Source organism: Lysobacter gummosus (assembly GCF_001442805.1).
In the GTDB taxonomy this organism is placed as follows: domain Bacteria; phylum Pseudomonadota; class Gammaproteobacteria; order Xanthomonadales; family Xanthomonadaceae; genus Lysobacter; species Lysobacter gummosus.
In genome coordinates this window covers 2,692,731-2,712,037 of the sequence record NZ_CP011131.1, presented here as the reverse complement: position 1 = coordinate 2,712,037, position 19,307 = coordinate 2,692,731, and the positions used below count along the sequence as shown (strand labels likewise).

The window sequence follows — 19,307 nt, the reverse complement described above, 5'->3', positions numbered from 1 at the left end:
TTCGACCTGCCTCTCGAACAGCTCGTGCGCGCACGGATACTCGCGAGAGGGTTGATCCCGGTCAATCGGGTCGGCCAGAACTTTCTGACGGTTAGTGTCCGTTCTCATCGATTTTCCATTTAGTGGCTCCGCACCTCCGCCGTACGGCCATCGCCGTGGCGATGAGGCATGGATTGCAAGTTTCGAGTCGTTTCGCGTGCGAAAGCCCATGAAAACCCGGCTTTTCGCGAATCCGGACAACACTCCTCCGACAGGCGCGCGCTCGATGTGCAGGCGCGAACCCGGGAAGGATTTATCGATTAGTTAGTGATTGTGGCGACCAGCGCCCGGCACTAATGGTGCATGTCGTTACATGACACTGTCTTGTACATAAATCATGAGAGTTCGAAATTTGATCATGCCGAAAGAAACCGCGCGAATCCGCGGCGCGCATAGAACCATCCGGAGGCCTGTAAAAGCCCCGGAAATCGGGATGAATATCTGATGCACGGGCTGGGGATTGAAATCGAATTGCCGGCTGCGCGAGAGGCCGGCGACCGCCGCGACGGTCTCCCCTTCCACTGGGTATTTTCCTATGCAGTGCAACGCGCTCTACGGAATTAAATATAAAGTGATGGAATCACATGTTGTGTGATGCCTTTCTGGTTTGGCCTTTCCGCTGCTTTTTTTGCTGTGATAGCTGTCAAAGTAGTGATTGAACATGACACCGCGTTAGATGCATCGCCGCGCGATAGGTTGATGAAAGCATCACGCGATGATCGCTTCGCGAATACGATGAGTCGCGACAATCGCGTTGTGAGAGGCCTCAAGAATCGACAGCGACATGACACATCCATTCCTCGAGCCGTGATCGCACGCACACGCATTAAGCAAGACGACTTGAACCAGGCCGCGCGCGAGCTTGCATGTCTTCATCGCACCATCCGCGCAGCCTTGTATCGCTTACGACACATGCATCAGCGATGTGCGCGCATCACGATTTATCTATGCACACATGCTCGCGATGACAATCATCACCTCATCGCGCGAAACGACATCTGATCGACTGCCGCAAGCGAACGGCAATGGCATAGCTTGGCGACAAATAGAATAAATCCGCGGGAAAACACCGATTTCTGCCGCAGCGGTGCCTGTCGCGAAGCAACAGGAACTCGGCGCGACGATCGCCAGACCAGTACGTATCGGTGTTGCGCCTGACGGAGCATACGCTTCGTTGGATATGTGTCTGGTCGTGGCCGCGCCACGCAACGGCAGCGATGTCGTTGTGCAGCGCAGCGGCGACCGTGAATTACATTTGTACGACAAGAACCGACACAATCTGCAAACCCATCGCTACATCGACATCGGCGCAGGTGATGGCGCCGCGACCCGCAGATGGCATGCTTGCTTTCTGCGACCGGATACCCCGCGCCGACTTCAGGCAGCCTAATTGCCTCATCGTCGCAGCAGGAACTGACAGACGCGATCGACGATCTGCTGCGTCGCCGCCTCATCCGGCGATGCATACATGCGATCGCCGCGAACCAAGCGCCGGCTCGCGCAGCTTCTCGACGAAAGAACGAGCCGGGCCTTAACGAAAGTGAGTCATCGGCGTGCGAGCCTGCCCTTGCGCCTGTCCTCGTAGCGGCCATCGGCAACGGTTATCCTGCTGCGCTCGCCACCGCCCGCGTGCAGGACAGCTTAATGACGGCCAAGACGGTATTCATGTTTTCCGGGCAGGGCTCGCAGTATTTCCAGATGGGCAAACAGTTGTTCGAAACCAGCGAGGTATTTCGTCACTGGATGGTTCGCCTGGATAAGCTGGCGCAGGAAATGGCCGGCATGCCGGTCATCGACGCGGTGTATGCATCGCCGCGCACCGACAGCTTCGATCGCACGCTCAAGACGCATCCGGCGATCTTCATCCTCGAATACTCGCTCGCGCAGTGCCTGATCGGCGACGGCATCGAGCCCGACCTGGTGCTTGGCGCGAGCCTGGGTTCGTTCGCCGCCTCCGCGGTGGCCGGCCACCTCGATGTCGAAGACGCCCTGGCCGCGGTCGTGCAGCAAGCAATCGCCCTGGAAGACACCTGCCAGCGCGGCGGCATGATCGCGGTCCTGGCCGGACGCGAGCTGTTCGAGCAGGACTGGCTGCGCGATCAGGCCGAACTGGCGGCGGACAACTTCGCCAACCATTTCGCCCTCGCCGCGCCGCAGGCCCGGCTGGATGAGATCGAGGAACAACTGCGTGCGCGCGGACTCGCTCATCAGCGACTGGCGGTGTCGTTCGCTTTCCATTCGCGCTGGATCGATCCGGCGCAGGCTTCGTTCGAGGCGTTCATGCATTCGGTTCCGCGCGGCCGCGGGCATCTGCCGCTGGTGTGCTGCGAGCAGGCAGCGGTACTGACCGACCTGCCGGACGATTTCTTCTGGCGCGCGGTGCGCCGGCCGATCCGCCTGCGCGACACCATCGCGCAATTGGAAAGCCAGGGGCCGTATCGCTATATCGACGTCGGCCCGTCCGGCACCATGGCGACCTTCGCCAAGTACGCCCTGCCCGCCGGAACCGCATCGACGGTGCATCCGGCGCTGACGCCGTATGGGCAGGACTTGAAAAACATGGCGGCGCTGCGGGCCGCGCTCACGGGGTCGGCCGTCTCGACTTGACGCATAGCGCGTCCTGTACCGAATCGTCGAGAACGGCGTCCGCGGGTCTGCGGCTGCGACGCGAGCTGCGACAACGCAGCGTCCTCACACACGTGCCCGCGACCTCACAGCGTTCCTATGCAGACCAGTTGCTTGGCGGTGATCGTCTCTTCGTGCGGATAGCCGAAGGCGTTGTTGAAATACTCCACGCCGTCGATGCGGACTTTGCGATTGATGTGGCTGTGGCCGTAGACATGCGCCACCGATCCCAGCCGGCGCAACTGCGCGTCCAGCCGCGTGCTGCCCAGCACCGGATCGAGGATGCGATGCTGGGCCGGCACGTACCGCGGCACCAGATCGAGCCTGGGCAGGAAATGCGAGAACGTCATCACTCGATCGACGCCGGCCGGCACCTGGCTCAGGTTCATCGCGGCGAAATGCGCGGCGACATTCGCCGGATCGAACCCGGGCGGCCAGCGGCAGGCGTAGAAGTCGCTCCAGCGCTGCAGCAGGTCTTCGCCGGGTTCGCCGAAGGAATAGTCGTACCACCCCAGCAGCGGCGCGATCAGCGTCCCGTTGCCCACATACGGGCGCATCGACACGCCGCAGTCGGCGGCGATGGCGACCACTTCGTCGAACTTCTGCAACGAAGTCTTGCCCGGCGCTTCGCCCATCACCCACAGATCGTGATTGCCCGGGACGAACAAGACCTGGGCGAAGCGTCGCGCGAATTCGTTCAGGCACCACGTCAGCAACGGCTGGCGATGGGTGATGTCGCCGGCCAGTATCAGCAGATCGCGCCGATAGTCCGCGGCGGACAAGCCGCGCAGCCACTTGGCGTTGTCGTCGTGATCGACATGGATATCGGACAGGGCAAATATGCGCATCGCGTCGCTGGATCGCCGGCCGGCGGCTCGTCGAGATAGAAGTAGCCGTTATAGCCGTTCTGTACACCGCGGTGCGATGCCCGGACAAACCGCCGTCCCGGTGCGCGTGCGCAGATCCGGACAATCCATCAGCGCGGGCCGGGCCCGGATGCCGACGCCGTGGCGACAGGCCCAGGCCGCGGCGTGCGCCCGGCTTACCTGGTCGGCAAGGTCACGCCATTGTGCTGCGCCCATATTTCAGCGCGGCTGTTGAACGACTCCTGCAACTGGCTGTTGAAGGACGCGCCGTTAAGCTTGCTCAGGTCGCCATCGACGCTGTCGAGCACCTAGTGCGCGACATCGCGCATATTGCTGAGCAACTCGCCGCCGTAGTCGCTGCCCAGACTATTGAGCAGATCGCGGATCTGCTGCGGAGTCAGGCCGCGGCCGGCGCCGTACTTCATCAGCAAGGGCAGCGGGCTTATGTCATCGCTGATCGATGCCAGTGCCGCGCCTTCGTTGCCGCCCGCAAGCCGCCCGCGACAACGCGCAGCGAGAACTGCGAACCAATGCTCCGAATTCGCGTCCGCGAACGCCCAGCGGCTGCATCGGCCTGCCCCGGCTCCGCTTACTCTGCTGTTTGGATCGATCCAAGTCGCTGAATACGCGCCTTCTTCGCCGCCCTGCCGCGCCGGAAGACACGGCACCCGATCCATCCGCCGGCCATTGCTTCCAAGTGAAAAGGACCTTGCATGAAATCGAGCCACCATCTTACTCCATCCAAACGCCTGCAGGCCGCGAGCGCGCTGCTGCTGTGCCTGGGCGTCGTCGATGCCGCCAGCGCCGCCAATCTGGCCTTGAACAAACCCGCCACGGGTTCGGCCTCGTGCAACGCCAACGAAGGCCCGGCCAAGGCCTTCAACGGCAGCATCGGCGGCGGCAACAGCGACAAGTTCTGCTCTTCGGCCAGCAGCAAATGGCTGCAGGTCGATCTGGGTTCGAGCAAATCGATTTCCGCTTTCACGATCAAACATGCCGGCGCCGGCGGCGAGCCGGCGTCGTTCAACAGCAAGAACTTCAATATCCAGACCTCGGCCAACGGCAGCGCCTGGAGCACCGCGGTCACGGTCAGCAACAACACCGCCAACGTCAGCACCCACACTGTCGCGGCGATCAGCGCGCGCTACGTCCGCCTCAACATCACCACCCCGACCCAGACCAGCGACAGCGCCGCGCGCATTTACGAATTCGAAGTCAACGACGCGCCGCCGGCGACGGAGAAACTCGTGCAGGTGCTCGATCAGGTGCCGCAGTTCGGCATCTACCGCAGCACCGAGCCGACCACCTATACCCCGCCGGCCGGGGTGCTGATGTGGAAGCGCGGCACCGAGTTCGCGCGCAAGCTCAGCGACGCGGAGAAAGCCAAGATCGGCGACGACGTCGCCCTGCGCATCACCTATCACGCCCAATGCGATCCTTACGATCGCTTCGCCTCGGCATTCTTCATCAGCACGGCCAAGGGCGTGGCGCCGACGGTGGATACGCCGCGGGTGACCTTCACCGATTTCATCTCGCCCTTCAGCGACATGTGGCAAGGCACGAAGGCGACCCGGGTGTATCCCGACGCGCCGATGGACCCGTATGCCGCGGCGTTGGCCAATCCCGATCGCGACATCTGGGTCGGCATCAGCGGCGGCTCCAATCCGCAGTACGGCGGCGATGCCTGCGAGCAGCACGGCGTGACCGATCCGGCGATCGCCGAGGTCGGCTTCAAGTATTCGCTGGCGCTGGTCTCGACCAAGACGCTAACGCCGGGCAGCGATCCGGACGTGATCGGCCTGCTGTCGCGTTCATCTGAAAAGGACGACGCCATCGCCACGGCGACCACCGCGCACACCGCCAATCTGGGAATCGCGACCCTGGCGGTCAGCATCGCCGGCTACGGCGCGGCCTCCGGCGGCCAGGAGTACACCAACACCAACATCGCGGTGAAACTCAACGGCGCGCAAATCGCCACCTTCAGCACCAAGATCGACTGCGCCAGCTACGAGCAATTCAGTCCGCGCGGCAATCCGGGGATCTTCCGCAACAACAACACCACCAATCCCAGGAGCTGGTGCCCGGGCGCGCTGGTGCCGATGCGTTATTTCGATCTGGGAGACATTACCGGCAAGACGCTGCAGGTCAGCCTGGGCGTCGGCAATCCTTCGCCGTGGACCGCCGACTCGCAGTACGTCACCAGCGTGAGCGTGCTGGAGCATTGATCGCATGAAAACGCGCCGGCCGCCGTCGCGGGCGGCCGGCGCTGCGTCCCCGAAAACAAACGGCGCGCCATGAGCGCGCCGTTTGCCGTTTGCCGTTTGCCTCACGCGGTGCGATCAGACTTCGTTATTGATCTCGTTGGAGCGCTGCTGCGCCGCTTCGCGCGCGACCTTCGCCAGTTCCGGTTTGCCTTGAGCCTCGTAGCGCTGGGCGATCTGCTCGCCGAGGGCGACCGCTGCCTTGCCGTAGGCTTCGCGACTGTTGCCGCTGAAGGTCACGCTGCTCTCGATCTCGGCCTGCACCGCTTCGCTGAACTCGTGGCGCGTCGATGAGGTGGCCTCGGCCTTGTCCTGCGCGTCCTGACGACTGGTGTTGGGCGTCTTGTCGTCGGCCAGCGCGGCTTCGTAGTTCGCCGCCGCGGTGGCAGTGGCCTTGGATTCCGGGCCCGGCGCGAACACCACTTCGCCCGGATACACCAGATCGGGATTGCGCGTGCCCGGGTTCGACGCCGGGTCCTGACTGAATTGGGGATTGGCCGCGAGCAACTGCTCCAGCGACACGCCGTTGGCGGCGGCGATCTGGGTGAGGTTGTCGCCCGGCTGGACCACGATGGGTTTCATGCCCGCCGGCGTTGCGACCTGCCCGGTCTCGATCTCGGACTTGGTGTTGACCAGCGCACCCAATTGCGGGCCCGAGTAAGACGGGCCATTCAAAGTCGTCATGCGTTGCCTCGAATAGTTGCGAGAGATGAGCTGGGGAGGTCCGGCTGGCGACATTTCAGCCGATGGATGTCGCAGCACACAGCTGGGGACAACCCTAGTTTTCAATGAATGCGCGCATCGGGACGCGTTGTTGAATGTCTGTGCACATCCAATGGCTCGCAGCGGCGAAACCGCCGTGTTCATCGCGATTGCGTCGGATCAATCGCGGGCCAATACGAGCGCGGCGATCGCCACCATGCCGCCGGATACGCCTTCGACCCAACGGCGGCGTCGATCGCTGAAACCGCCGCTACGGCCGCGGCGCAATCCCAGCAACACACTCAAACCGGCGTAGACCAGCGCGCACAGAGCGATGAAGATCGCCGACAGCGCCATCGCCTGCGCCGCGGCGGGTTCGTCGGCGCGCATGAACTGCGGCAGGATCGCGAAGTAGATCATCATGCCCTTGGGATTGAGCACCGCGGTCAGCAAGCCGCGGCGGAACTGGCCGCCACGTACGGCCGCTTGCAGGCCGAGTGAACCTGCCCTCATCGCCGAACGGATCAGGCGCACGGCCAGGTAGGCCAGATACGCCACGCCGATCCAGCGCAGCGCTTCGAACAACCATGGCGAGGCGGCGATGATCGCCGCCAGTCCCAGCGCCACCAACAACGAATGCACTGCATAACCGGTGCAGACTCCGGCGGTGGCGCGCAGGCCCGCGGCCGCGCCGCCGTTGATGGCCTGCGAGGCGATGAACAGCATGTCCGGCCCCGGCGTGCAGATCAGCGGGAGCACGGTGACGGCGAACAGCAGCAACGGGGTCGGTTCCATGCCGATAGCGTACGCGGCAAGACCCGCAATTGGGTTGCGAATATTGCTTAATATATTGATAAATTGGCACCCAATGCCAATAAGCTATCGAAGGAGATGATTCGATGCCAACCCAGTTGGATGAGATCGACCGGCGCATCCTGCGCGCCCTGCAGCGCGACGGCCGCCAGCAGAACACCGAGCTGGCGCAGGAGGTCGGATTGTCGCCCTCGCCCTGCCTGCGGCGGGTGCGGCTGCTGGAAGAAGCCGGCGTGATCGAGCGCTATGTCGCCGTGCTCAACGCGGCCAAGGTCGGCATCGGCATGACCTTGTTCACCCGCGTCTGGCTGACCGCGCAGGACGCCGACACCATCGAGCACTTCATCGAGGCGATGAAGCGGCTGCCGCAGGTGATGGAGTGCTACATCATGCTCGGCGAAAGCGACGCGCTGCTGCGCGTGGTGGTCGAAGACCTGGACGGCTACCGGCAGTTCCAGACCCGCCATCTGACCCGCGCCAACGGCATCCAGAACGTGAAGACCGATCTGCCCAGCCAGATCGTCAAGCAGAGTTACGCGCTGCCCCTATGAAGCTGCTCGGTGCTTGCGCGCACAGCCTGTCGTCAACCGCGCTCACACATCCAGCGGGCGCTCGGTCGCCATCGCCGGATGATCCGGTCGCGACGGTTCTACGGGCTCGCGCTTTTGCGAATCAGAAAACAACACGACGCGCGTCGAATTCACATCGATGAACCGCGCGACGCCTCGCCGACGCCGATTCGCCACCTGCGTCACTGCCGTTGAGACCGGGCGAATCTAGACTTCAACCATCAAGGCGACACGGATCACGTCGCCTCCAGGATTCGAGACGCGCAAGGGATTGCCACACTCGCCTGCCGCCTTCGAATGGCTGCCCGCGCCCCGCGGGAATTCTCAGTCCATGCACGAGGGATCACCCATGTCCGACCATCGTTCCGTACGCCTGAACGCGCTTGCGCTCGCTACCGGCGCGGCCTTGTCGTTGATCGTGTGTCTGCCGGCCGCCGCCGGCCAGGCCAATCTGACCGGCGTTACGCCGGGTGCGAACTTCAATCAGTTCATCGTCAAATACAAGGACGGCGCGGCCGAACGCAGCGACGCGCTCGCGCGCAAGCGCGGGCTCGACGGCATCGCCAGCGCGTTCGGCAAGCTCCAGGGCCGCGCGCTGAATTTGAGCCACAAGCGGCGCATGGCGATCGGCTACGACGTGATCCGCAGCGATCGCGAACTCGACAGCGGCGCCGCCGAAGCGCTGATCCGCCGCCTCGCCGCCGATCCCAATATCGAGTCGGTGCAGGCCGACGCGCAGATGCATGCGCTGTTCACGCCCAACGATCCTCTGTATCCGCAGCAATGGCATTACTACCAGGCCACCGGCGGCCTCAACCTGCCGCCGGCGTGGGACATCGCCAACGGCAGCGGCGTGACGGTCGCGGTGATCGACAGCGGCATCCTCGGCCACGCCGATCTCAACGCCAACCTCGTCGCCGGCTACGATTTCGTCAGCTCCACCAGCGCCGGCAACGGCGGCTCGGGCGACGGCAACGGCCGCGACGCGGACCCGACCGATTCGTCCAACGTCCAGCACGGCACCCATGTCGCCGGCACCATCGCGGCGACGACCAACAACGGCGTCGGCGTGGCCGGCGTCGCCTTCGGCGCCAAGGTGTCGCCGCTGCGCGTGCTCGGCAACGGCGGCTACGGCAGCCTGTCGGATATCGCCGACGCGATCGTCTGGGCTTCGGGCGCGGCGGTGCCCGGCGTGCCGGCCAACGCCAATCCGGCCAAGGTCATCAACCTCAGCCTCGGCGGCGGCGGCGCTTGCGACGCGGTGTATCAGAACGCCATCAACACCGCGGTTTCGCGCGGCACGGTGCTGGCGATCGCCGCCGGCAACAGCAACTCGGACGTGTCCGGTTTCCGCCCAGCCAATTGCGCCAACGTGATCGCGATCGCGGCCAACGACATCGGCGGCAATCGCGCGTACTACTCCAACTACGGCGCCGGCATCGACGTGACCGCGCCCGGCGGCGAAACCGCGGTAACCGGCGAAGGCGTGCTGTCCACCGTCGGCGGCGGCAGCTACGGCTGGTACCAGGGCACCTCGATGGCGGCGCCGCACGTCGCCGGCGTGGCCGCGCTGATCCTCGGCCGCGTCAACAAGACGCCGGCGGAAGTCGAATCGATCCTGAAATCGACCGCGCGCGCCTTGCCGGGCGCGTGCGCGGGCGGTTGCGGCGCGGGCATCGTCAACGCCGCCGCGGCGGTCAATGCGGTGTCGCCGCAGGCGCCTGCGCTGTACGCGATCTACAAGCAGGGCGCGTCGGCCAAGACCGAGGTGCATGCGCTCAACGGCGCCGACGGGTATCAATCCTTCCTCGCCCACACCGCCACCGCCTTGAGCCAGACCGGCGCGGATCAGTCCTGGTTGTTCGACCTGGGCGATTACAACGGCGACGGCGTCAAGGATCTCTACTCGATCGCCAAGCAGGGCGCTTCCGGCAGGACCGAAGTGCACGTGCTCAACGGCGCCGACGGTTACCAGAGCTTCCTCGGCCACATCGCCACCGGACTGAGCCAGACCGGCAACAATGCCGGCTGGTTGTTCAACGTCGGCGACTACAACCGCGACGGCAAGCTGGACCTGTACGCCATCGCTCGCCAGGGCGCTTCGGGCAAGACCGAAGTCCACGTGCTCAACGGCGCGGACGGCTTCCAGACCTTCCTGACCCACACCGCGACCGCGCTGTCGCAGACCGGCGCGGGCAACGACTGGGCCTTCGATGTCGCCGACTACAACCGCGACGGCGTGCTCGACCTGTACGCGTTCTCGAAACAGGGCGCATCGGGCAAGACCGAAGTGCATGTGCTCAACGGCGCCGACGGTTACCAGAGTTTCCTCACCCACCTGGCGACGGGCTTGCACCAGACCGGCAGCGATCTGAGCTGGACCTTCGACCTGGGCGACTACAACGGCGACGGCACGCTGGACTTGTACGCCATCGCCCGCCAGGGCGGCTCGGGCCGAACCGAAGCGCACGTGCTCGACGGCGCCGGCAGCTTCCAGAACTTCAGCGCCCACATCGCCACGGCGCTGCAGCGCACGGGCAGCGATGGTTCGTGGCTGTTCCTGATCGGCCAGCGCTGACCGATCCGCACAGCGGTCCATGACGGGGGCGGTCGCTGCGGCGATCGCCCCTTTTCATGGCCGACGATAAACAGCACCGTGAGCGCCGCGCGCGGTTGCTCGAAGCCGAGTCCGTGGCGACCGACGCGCCGGCGCTGCCGTAGCGCCGCTTATCGCCCTGCCCTCGCCTCGCGCCGGCTCAGCCCAACTCGCGCAGGACCGCCTGATTCTTGCCCAGGCGCTTGGCCTCGTACAGCGCCAGATCCGCGCCCTCCAGCAACGGGCCGTAGGAATCGATGCGGCTGAGCGCGCAGGACGCGCCGCCGACGCTGACGGTGATGCGCTCGGTCGTCGCGCCCTTGTTCGGAATGCCCAGCTCGTAGACGCTGGTGCAGATCTGCTCGGCCACGCGGCTGGCGCCTTCGAAGGAAGTCGACGGCAGGATCAGCGAGAACTCTTCGCCGCCGTAACGCGCGGCCACGTCGGCCGGACGCTGCGCGCAGCGCTGGATCGCCAGCGCGACCGCCTTGAGCGCTTCGTCGCCGGCCAGATGGCCGTAGATGTCGTTGTAGACCTTGAAGTTGTCCACATCGATCATGAGGATGGAAAAATCGCGGCGCTCGCTGGCGGCACGGCGCCATTCCTGGTCGAGGTAACTGTCGAGATAACGCCGGTTGTTGAGCCCGGTGAGTCCGTCCACGTCGCTGAGCCGGCGCAGGGTCTCGTTCAATTCCAGCAGCATCTGCTGGCTCTCGCGCAGGGCCTGGTAGGCGATGTCGCGCTCGACCTGGTTGAGATAAGCCTGCGAGTGATGGCGGATGCGCGCGATCAGTTCGATCGGATCGGGCAGCTTGACCAGATAGTCGGCCGCGCCGGTGGCGAAGGCCTGGCTCTTGACCGCGGCGTCTTCCTTGCTCGACAGCACCACGATCGGCACGTTGCGCAAGGTGGCGTGGACCCGGTACAGGTGCACCAGGGTCATGCCGTCCACGTCGGGCATCACCAGGTCCTGCATGATCACCGTGGGCTGCAGCGCTTCGGCCATGGCGATGGCTTCGGCCGCCGAGCTGCAGTAGTGGAATTCGATGTCCAGTTCCTTCGCGATGGCGCGGCGCACCGCTTCGCCGATGAACGGCTGGTCATCGACCAGCAGCACGCGGCAGCGGCGTTCGTGCGGCAATCCGGACGGACGGTTCAGGGGAGGCACGGTCATTTGGATACGTTCCTGGTATCTGCGCAGAGCACCCGCAGCTTTGAGGCGATTTGATTCAACGCGAGGATATCGACCGCGGCGCCGCGGTCGGCGGCGGCCTTGGGCATGCCGTACACGGCGCTGCTGGCGCGATCCTGAGCGATGGTGTGATGGCCGCGCAGGCGCAGCGATTCCAGGCCGCGGGCGCCGTCGCGGCCCATGCCGGTCAGCAGCACGCCGACGATTTCGCCGGACCACTGCCGGTTGATGCTGTCGAAGAACACATCGACCGAGGGCCGGTACGGTTGATCGACCGGTTCGCGGGTGTACTCCAGGGTGCCGCCGGCTTCCATCACCAGATGCTCGTTGGTTCCGGCCAACAGCACCGTGCCGGCGACCGGACGCTCGCCCGGAATCGCCAGACGCACCGGATTGCTCGAAAAACGGTTCAGCCAGTCGGCCATGCTCAAGGCGAATTTTTCGTCGATGTGCTGGACGATGACGATCGCCGCGGGAAAATTCGCCGGCAATCCGCCGAGCAATTCCACCAGCGCGGCCGGGCCGCCCGCGGACGCGCCGATGGCGATCAGCCGCTTGGTGCCGTTGGCGCGCGCGGGCGCGCGTTGCGGGCGACGCACCGGCGCATCGCCGACCAGCCGGCCGATCAGGTCGATCTTGGCCAGCAGTTCCATCGCCCCGGCCTGATCGCCGTTGGCCAGACTGGGAACGTCGGTGGCGTCCATAGCGCCGTAGCCCATCGCTTCGAACACCAGCGGCGCGTTGCCGCCGACGCTCGCGGTCACGATCAAGATCGCGCACGGGCTGTCGGCCATGATCTGCCGGGTCGCCTCGACGCCGCCGATGCCGGGCATCAGCAGATCCATCAGCACCAGATCCGGCGGATCCTCGGCGCAGCGCTTGACCGCCTCTTCGCCGTTGGACGCGGTCCAGGCCACGCTGTGTTCGCGGCGCTGGGCGATGGCGCGGCGCAAGGCCTCCACCGCGAGCGCCAGATCGTTGACGATGCCGATTCTCATGGCGCGGCCTCGCCGATCAGATCCACCACCGCCTGCAGCAACGCTTCTTCATGGAAGCCGCCCTTGGTCAGATAGAAATCCGCGCCGGCTTCCAGGCCGCGGCGGCGGTCTTCCTCGCGGTCCTTGTACGAGACGATCATCACCGGCACCGCACGCAGGCGCGGGTCTTTCTTGATCAGGCTCACCAGTTCGATGCCGTCCATGCGCGGCATGTCGATATCGGTGACCACCAGATCGAAATGCCCGGTGCGCACCGCGTTCCAACCGTCCATTCCGTCCACCGCCACCTCGACGGCGTAGCCGCCGTTCTCGATCAGTTTGCGTTCCAGTTCGCGCACGGTCAGCGAATCGTCCACCACCAGCACGCGCTTGCGTTGCGCCATCTGCGCGTGATCCTGATAGCGCAGCTGGGCCAGACGGCCGGTGGAGACCAGACGCTCGACCGAGCGCACCAGATCGTCGACATCGACGATCAGCACCGGCGTGCCGTCGTCGAGCAAGGCGCCGGCGCTGATGTCCTTGATCTTGCCCAGTTGGCCGGGCAGCGGCTGCACCACCAGTTCGCTGACGCCGCGATAGCGGTCCACGGCCAGCCCGTATTCGTGCACGCTGCCGGCGGTGCCCACCACGATCACCTGCAGTTGTTCCGGCGAAGTCTGCGCATCGGCGCCGCCGAGCACCTGCGAGGCCGACACCAGGCCGATGCTGCGGCCGTTCAACTGGAAGTGCTGGCGGCCTTCGAGCATGCGCACCTCATCGCGCGGCACCATCGCCGTGCAGGTGATCTGGGTCAGCGGAAACGCATACGGCTCGCCGCCGATTTCCACCACCAGCGCGCGCAGCACCGAGGTGGTCAGCGGCAACTGCAACTGGAAACGCGAACCGCCGCCGGGCGGCGAGGACAGGCGCACGCTGCCGCGCAGTTGCTTGACCATGTTCTGAACCGCATCCAGGCCGACCCCGCGTCCGGAGATTTCCGTGACCACCTCGCGCAGGGTGAAGCCGGGCAGGAACAGGAATTCCATCAACTCCGCTTCGCTGAGCTGCGCGGCGGTGGCTTCGTCGGCCAGGCGGCGGGCGAGGACGATCTGGCGAATGCGTTCCAGATCGATGCCGCGGCCGTCGTCTTCGACGGTGATTTCCAGCAACCCGGAGACGTGGTGCGCTTCCAGGCGGATGGCGCCGACGGCCGGCTTGCCGGCGGCGCTGCGCTGCTCGGCCGATTCGATGCCGTGATCGACCGCGTTGCGCAGCAGATGGCCCAGCGGCGCTTCCAGTCTGGCCAGCACGTCGCGATCGACCTGGGTCTTGGCGCCGACGATTTCCAGTTGCGCCTGCTTGCCCAACTCGCGCGCCAGATCGCGCACCATGCGCTTGAAGCCGTGGGTGCCGTCGGCGAACGGGCGCATGTGGCTGGACAGGGCTTCGTCGTACAAACGATGGGCGACGCTGGCGGTGCGGCGTTCGAACAGGTCCAGCTGGGCGATGCGATCGGCCAGCAACCGCTGCGATTCGGCCGCCAGCGAGCGCGCTTCCATCAACAAGGCGGTGGCGCGCTGATCGCGCGACAGGCCGGGCGTATCGGCCAGCTTGTCCAGCGCCAGCGCGTTGTCGCGCTGCAGGCGCTTGAGCCGGCTCAGCGAGCGGATGTACGGATCGAGCCAGCGCGACACCACCAGCGATTCGCCGGCCAGTCCGAGCAGGCGATTGAGGCTGCGCGCGGTGATGCGCAGGACGCGCTCGTCCCCGGGCTGATCGCCGCCGGGCGCTTCGACGGCGGGCGCCGGATCGGTCGCGGCTGCGCTCGCGGGCGCCGATTGCGGCGCGGAGTCGGCCTCGGGCGTCAGCGCCGCGGCCAAGCTCGCGCAGTAGCTTTGCGCTTGCGGCGAATCGTCGCGCATCCACGGTTCGGATTCCTCCGCCGGGGTGATGGCGATGCGGCTGAGCAGGTCCACGCCGCTCAACAGCGCGTCGATGGCCTGATGGCCCAGCACGATCCGCCGCTCCTGCGCGGCGACCAGGCAATCCTCCATGACGTGCGCGACCGCCACCGCCGCCGACAAGCCCAGGATGCGCGCGGCGCCCTTGATCGAATGGGCCGCGCGCATGCACGACTCCAGCTCCGCGGCCGAACCGGGCCGGGTTTCCAGCACCAGCAGGCCTTCGGTCAATACCTGCGCCTGCCCTTCCACTTCCATCCGGAACAGGTCGTGCAGCGAATAATCCTGGAGATTGCCTGTGCTCATCCCAGCCGCCGGTTGATCGCGCTCAACACCAGATCGCCGTCGAGCAGGCCGGCATTGCGTTCGCCCACGGCCACCACGCCGGTGCTGAAGGGAGAATCCGACAACGCCACCGTGCCCGGCACGTTGCCGACGCCGGTCGGATCGTAGCGATGCGAGCCGTGCACTTCGTCGGATTCGAACGCCAGCCGCTGCTCGCGCGCCGACAACACCACCAGCCGTTTGCTCAGCAGATTGCGCCCCCGCTCCGGCGCTGGCCGGCTCAGGTCGAGCTGCAGCAGCGATTCCAGGGCGACGCACACGGTGAGCTGGCCACGCACGTTGACCAGACCGCGCACCAGTCCTTCGCGCCGGTGCGGCAGGCTGTGGATCGGCCGCGGTTCGATGACTTCATCGACCATCCACGCCGGCAATCCAAGCCATTCGCCGCCCAGGCGGAACACGAACACCGAACCGGTCAGGGCGCGCAGATCGTCGGCGCGGGTGGCGATGTGGCGCGCGGCCTGCTGCAGTTCCTCGTCTTCCGAAGCGCGCCCGAGCAACCGGGCGACGGCGCTTTGCGCGGCTTCGCTCGCGGGCTTGTCGTTCATTGCGACTCCTGCCTGGTGGCGGCGCTGCGGCAGCGTTGCGCGCGCAGCCGCAGCACGCGTCCGCCGGCCGCGTCGCCGCGGGTGTCGAGCAGCAAGGCCAGATGCATCAACGCCTCTTCATGGCAAGGCTCCAGATACAGGACCTTGCGGAAATGGTCTTCGGCGGCGTTGTCGCGGCCGAGCGCGCCGTGGATCAGGCCGCTCAGATACAGCGCGCGCGCCGAGGCGGAATGGGTTTGCAAATAGGCTTCACACGCCGTCGCCGCCTCGGCGAAGCGGCCGTTGTCGGCCAGGGCCTGGGCGCGGTCCAGCAAGGATTCGTCCACGGCGGGCGCGGGCTGCGGCGCCGGCCGCGCCGGCGCGGTCGGCCGCGGCACCGCCGACAGCGCGCGCGGCGGCGGCGCGGGCCGGGCCGATGCGATCGCGGCGACGGTCTTGCGCGGCGCCGGCGCCGCAATGTCCGCCGCGGGCTTGGGCGGCGCCTTGCGAAAGGCGAACGCCATCGGGAACTGCGCGGAGACGAAGCCCTCCGCCAGCATCAGGCTCGCTTCGGAAGGACCGACGAACAACAGCCCCTGCGGCCGCAACAGGCGGCGCAGGATCTCGACCGTGCGCACCTGGGTCTGGGCATCGAAATAGATCAGCAGATTGCGGCAGAAGATCGCGTCGTACAGCGCCTCCCCGGGCAGGAAGGCGATATCGAGCACATTGCCCTGGATGAAGCGCACCCGCGAGCGAATCGACGCCGGCAAGCGCCAGGCGCCGTCTTCGAGACGGAAGTGGCGATCGCGAAAACCCAGCTCGCGGCCGCGGAACGAGTTGTTGCCGTAGGCGCCGTGACGGGCCTTGCTCAACGCGCGTTCGCTGATGTCGACCGCATCCACGTCCAGGCGGTCGATCGGGAATCCCGCATCGAGCAAGGCCATGACCACCGTGTACGGTTCTTCGCCGCTGGAGCACGGCAGGCTCAGCGCGCGCAGGCGTTCGCCCGGATGGCCGGCCGCCCATAACGGATCGTAGTGATGGCTCAGCGCGGCGAAGGCCTGGCTGTCGCGGAAGAACCAGGTTTCCGGCACCACCACCGCTTCGATCAGTTCCTGCTGCTCCAACTGCGAGGTGCGCAGCAGATGCCAGTACGCGGTGAGGTCGGCGCGCTCGCTGGCGCTCATGCGCCGCTGCACCGCGCGTTCGACCACGCCCGGGCCGATGCTGGCCGCGTCCAGCCCCATCGTATGCTTGAGCCATTGCTGGAAACCTTCCGGCGTCATGCGTCGGCCACCGTCGGCTGGAACAGAATCTCCTGCACCGAATCGGGCAGCAGGCTGCGCACTCGCACGCGCTGGATCAGGCCGCGCGCATCGCTGGCGACCTCGCCCAGATACGGCGCCTGCGGATGGTCGACGCCGGCCGCTTCGAACGCGGCCGGGTCCATCCGCACCGTTTCCAGCACCTGCTCGGCGATCAGGCCCAGTTTGCGCGTGGCGCCGTCATCCATCGGGTAATGCACCACGATCACCCGGGTGCTGCGCAGGGCGCGCGCGTCGCGGCCCAGCGCCAGCCGGCAAAGATCGATCAGCGGCACCAGCTCGCCGCGGTAGTCGAACACGCCGGCCACCGCCGCCGGCGCCCGCGGGATCGCCTTGGCCTGCATCAGCGGCAACACCGACACCACCTGCGACGCTTCGATGGCGTAACGGTCGCGGTCCAGATGGAAGACGAGCAGCAACACGGCATCGTTCTCCAGAGAATGGGCTTGCCCGGCCATGCGTTCGCGGATCAGGCCTGCAACTTGAACTTCGAGACTCCGTCGCGCAGTCCGGCGCTGACTTGATGCAGTTCGTCGATCGCCTGATTGGACTGCTTGAGCGCATCCACCGTCTGCTGCGCGGCTTCGCTGAGCTGCACCAGCGCCAGATTGATCTGCTCGGCGCCGGCGGCCTGCGCCTGCACGCCTTCGTTGGCGGTATCGAAACGCGGCACCATCGCCTGCACGTGTTCGATCACCTTCGACAACTGGCCGCCGACCTGCTGCACATCGCCGGTTCCGCGGCGAACTTCCTCGGAGAACTTGTCCATGCCCATCACGCCGGCCGATACCGCCGACTGGATCTCGCGCACCATCTGCTCGATGTCCAATGTCGCCACCGCGGTCTGATCGGCCAGACGGCGGATTTCCACCGCCACCACCGAGAAGCCGCGGCCGTATTCGCCGGCCTTTTCCGCCTCGATGGCGGCGTTGAGCGACAGCAGGTTGGTCTGGTCGGCGACCTTGGTGATGGTGGTGACGACCTGGCTGATGTTGCTGGCCTTCTCCGCCAGCACCGCGAGCTTGCCGCTGATCGCCGCGGTGGCGTCGATCATGCGGCCCATCGTCTCTTCCATCTGCGCCACGCCGTCCTGGCCGTTGCCGGCCAGCATCGCGGTCTGTTCGGCGCTGGTCGCGACCGCGCCCATGGTCCGCGCCAGTTCCTTGGAGGTGGCGGCGATCTCGCGCGAGGTCGCGCCGATCTCGGTGGTGGTCGCGGCGATCTGCGCGGCGGTGGCCTGCTGTTCGCGCAGCGTAGCGGTGATCTCGTTGATCGAGGAATTGACCTGGATGCCGGAGGTCTGGATCTGCCCGACCAGTTCGGACAGATCCGTGCTCATGCGGTCGTAGCCCTGCGCGACCGCGCCGAACTCGTCGGCGCGGGTGAAGCCCAGGCGCTGGCTGAAATCGCCCTTGGCCATGATCCCGGAGGCGCGCGTCAGCCGGTCCAGCGGCAATGTGATCGCGCGCCACAGGTAGAACCCGGCCAGGACCGCCAGCAGCAGCGCGCCGGCGAAGGTGACGGTGATCCCGATCTGCGCCGAGACCACCGCATCGTCGATGCGCTTGCCCGAGGCGGCCGCCTGGGTGTAGTTGAACTTGATGATGGTTTCGATCAGCTCCACCGACTTGTTGAAAGTCGGCGTGACCTGGGCGTTGAGTATCCGCTGCAGCGCGGCCGTGTCGGATTCGCCCAGCTTGATCAGCTCGGGCTGCAGCGCGAACACTTGCGCGCTCATGCGGGTGAGCGAATCGAAATTGCGGCGGTCGCTGGGGTCGTGGATGGTGGCGCGATAGCGGCTCATCGCCTCGTCGAACGCTTCGCGGCGCGCGCGCATGCGCTCGGCGGCCTCGGCGCGGTCCTTGGCGCTGGGCGAGGCCAGCCCGTTCACGGCCGTGTTATAGGAATGCCACTGGGTTTCTATCTGCCCCGACGTATACAGCCCGGGAATGGAGTCGCTGCGCAGCAGGCTTTCTTCGGCCTGGATACGATTCAACCGCTGCAGGGCGAGTCCGCCCATCAGCAGCATGACCGCGATGATCACCGCGAAACTCAACATGATTCGCTGGCGAATCGTGAGATTACTCATGGCTGGTTCTCGTGAGACGCATGAAACGAATGGCCTACCGTGATTGCTCGCCGCATCCGTGCTTTCACCGGCGGCGGCGCGAGGACGCATCCTCGACCGGCCCGCCGCGGTAACCGGCTCTTGCCGCGGATGAAATCGCTGCCCCCTTTGATCGGCGCCATCTGCCTCACGGTCGGTCGGTTATGAACGCACCGGCGACTTAATTTACACGTCTTAACACGATAGAGGCGTATTTACAGACATATCCCGGCGCTTTTCAGTTCACGGATCATCACGTGAAATTGACGTGGGCAGGCGAATGCGAGGGTCGGCAATATGCCCGGCAGGCTGTCGTGATAACTGAATAACCGTTGGTGCCGGGCGCCCGGGTGAGGCCGCGGCCAAGATCGGCAAGGTGGTTTTATCGAGCCGCCACGT

Annotated in this window: 15 protein-coding genes; 4 read left to right on the top strand and 11 right to left on the bottom strand. The window is 65.8% G+C overall.

Going from position 1 to position 19,307, the window contains the following annotated elements; all coding sequences use genetic code 11:
* The first annotated feature begins 1,383 nt into the window (after positions 1 to 1,383).
* Positions 1,384 to 2,646, top strand: a complete 1,263-nt coding sequence (locus tag LG3211_RS11170) for an acyltransferase domain-containing protein (protein WP_222837603.1) — start codon at positions 1,384 to 1,386, stop codon at positions 2,644 to 2,646.
* Between the two features lie 104 nt (positions 2,647 to 2,750).
* Here the strand turns inward: LG3211_RS11170 and LG3211_RS11165 are convergent, their stop codons facing one another.
* Complete coding sequence (locus LG3211_RS11165; protein WP_057942913.1) at positions 2,751 to 3,512, bottom strand: metallophosphoesterase family protein; 762 nt, start codon at positions 3,510 to 3,512, stop codon at positions 2,751 to 2,753.
* Between the two features lie 194 nt (positions 3,513 to 3,706).
* On the bottom strand, positions 3,707 to 3,838 hold the full coding sequence (locus tag LG3211_RS27215) for a hypothetical protein (RefSeq protein ID WP_257720563.1): 132 nt from the start codon (positions 3,836 to 3,838) through the stop codon (positions 3,707 to 3,709).
* A gap of 405 nt (positions 3,839 to 4,243) precedes the next feature.
* On the opposite strand from LG3211_RS27215, the gene LG3211_RS11160 reads away from it, so the two are divergent.
* Positions 4,244 to 5,755: a discoidin domain-containing protein gene (locus LG3211_RS11160; RefSeq protein ID WP_057942912.1), complete on the top strand. Its 1,512-nt coding sequence runs from the start codon at positions 4,244 to 4,246 to the stop codon at positions 5,753 to 5,755.
* A gap of 114 nt (positions 5,756 to 5,869) precedes the next feature.
* Here LG3211_RS11160 and LG3211_RS11155 read toward each other — a convergent pair whose 3' ends face one another.
* The gene (locus LG3211_RS11155; protein ID WP_187313170.1) at positions 5,870 to 6,475 is read right to left on the bottom strand and encodes a LysM peptidoglycan-binding domain-containing protein; all 606 of its coding nucleotides are present in this window, start codon (positions 6,473 to 6,475) and stop codon (positions 5,870 to 5,872) included.
* A 198-nt stretch (positions 6,476 to 6,673) separates the two neighbouring features.
* Positions 6,674 to 7,288, bottom strand: a complete 615-nt coding sequence (locus LG3211_RS11150; RefSeq protein ID WP_057942910.1) for a LysE family translocator — start codon at positions 7,286 to 7,288, stop codon at positions 6,674 to 6,676.
* Between the two features lie 104 nt (positions 7,289 to 7,392).
* Between LG3211_RS11150 and LG3211_RS11145 the strand changes: the two genes are divergently transcribed.
* Positions 7,393 to 7,857 (top strand): Lrp/AsnC family transcriptional regulator, encoded by a 465-nt coding sequence (locus LG3211_RS11145; protein ID WP_057942909.1) that lies wholly within the window; start codon positions 7,393 to 7,395, stop codon positions 7,855 to 7,857.
* A gap of 367 nt (positions 7,858 to 8,224) precedes the next feature.
* Positions 8,225 to 10,453, top strand: a complete 2,229-nt coding sequence (locus LG3211_RS11140; RefSeq protein ID WP_057942908.1) for a S8 family serine peptidase — start codon at positions 8,225 to 8,227, stop codon at positions 10,451 to 10,453.
* A gap of 178 nt (positions 10,454 to 10,631) precedes the next feature.
* Here the strand turns inward: LG3211_RS11140 and LG3211_RS11135 are convergent, their stop codons facing one another.
* From LG3211_RS11135 to LG3211_RS11105, 7 genes are read right to left on the bottom strand one after another with little or no spacing between them, the layout of a single operon-like run.
* Positions 10,632 to 11,645, bottom strand: a complete 1,014-nt coding sequence (locus tag LG3211_RS11135) for a diguanylate cyclase (RefSeq protein WP_057942907.1) — start codon at positions 11,643 to 11,645, stop codon at positions 10,632 to 10,634.
* Complete coding sequence (gene cheB, locus LG3211_RS11130) at positions 11,642 to 12,661, bottom strand: chemotaxis response regulator protein-glutamate methylesterase (RefSeq protein WP_057942906.1); 1,020 nt, start codon at positions 12,659 to 12,661, stop codon at positions 11,642 to 11,644. Before cheB ends, LG3211_RS11135 begins: the two co-directional genes overlap by 4 nt.
* The gene (locus LG3211_RS11125) at positions 12,658 to 14,907 is read right to left on the bottom strand and encodes a hybrid sensor histidine kinase/response regulator (RefSeq protein ID WP_057942905.1); all 2,250 of its coding nucleotides are present in this window, start codon (positions 14,905 to 14,907) and stop codon (positions 12,658 to 12,660) included. Before LG3211_RS11125 ends, cheB begins: the two co-directional genes overlap by 4 nt.
* On the bottom strand, positions 14,904 to 15,494 hold the full coding sequence (locus tag LG3211_RS11120; RefSeq protein ID WP_057942904.1) for a chemotaxis protein CheW: 591 nt from the start codon (positions 15,492 to 15,494) through the stop codon (positions 14,904 to 14,906). Before LG3211_RS11120 ends, LG3211_RS11125 begins: the two co-directional genes overlap by 4 nt.
* On the bottom strand, positions 15,491 to 16,762 hold the full coding sequence (locus LG3211_RS11115) for a CheR family methyltransferase (protein WP_057942903.1): 1,272 nt from the start codon (positions 16,760 to 16,762) through the stop codon (positions 15,491 to 15,493). The genes LG3211_RS11120 and LG3211_RS11115 overlap by 4 nt, the downstream gene beginning before the upstream one ends.
* Positions 16,759 to 17,223 carry a chemotaxis protein CheW gene (locus tag LG3211_RS11110; RefSeq protein WP_222837602.1) on the bottom strand — a complete coding sequence of 155 codons (465 nt, stop codon included), beginning with the start codon at positions 17,221 to 17,223 and terminating at the stop codon, positions 16,759 to 16,761. The genes LG3211_RS11115 and LG3211_RS11110 overlap by 4 nt, the downstream gene beginning before the upstream one ends.
* 47 nt (positions 17,224 to 17,270) lie before the next feature.
* Positions 17,271 to 18,890 carry a methyl-accepting chemotaxis protein gene (locus LG3211_RS11105; protein WP_057942901.1) on the bottom strand — a complete coding sequence of 540 codons (1,620 nt, stop codon included), beginning with the start codon at positions 18,888 to 18,890 and terminating at the stop codon, positions 17,271 to 17,273.
* Between the last annotated feature and the right edge of the window lie 417 nt (positions 18,891 to 19,307).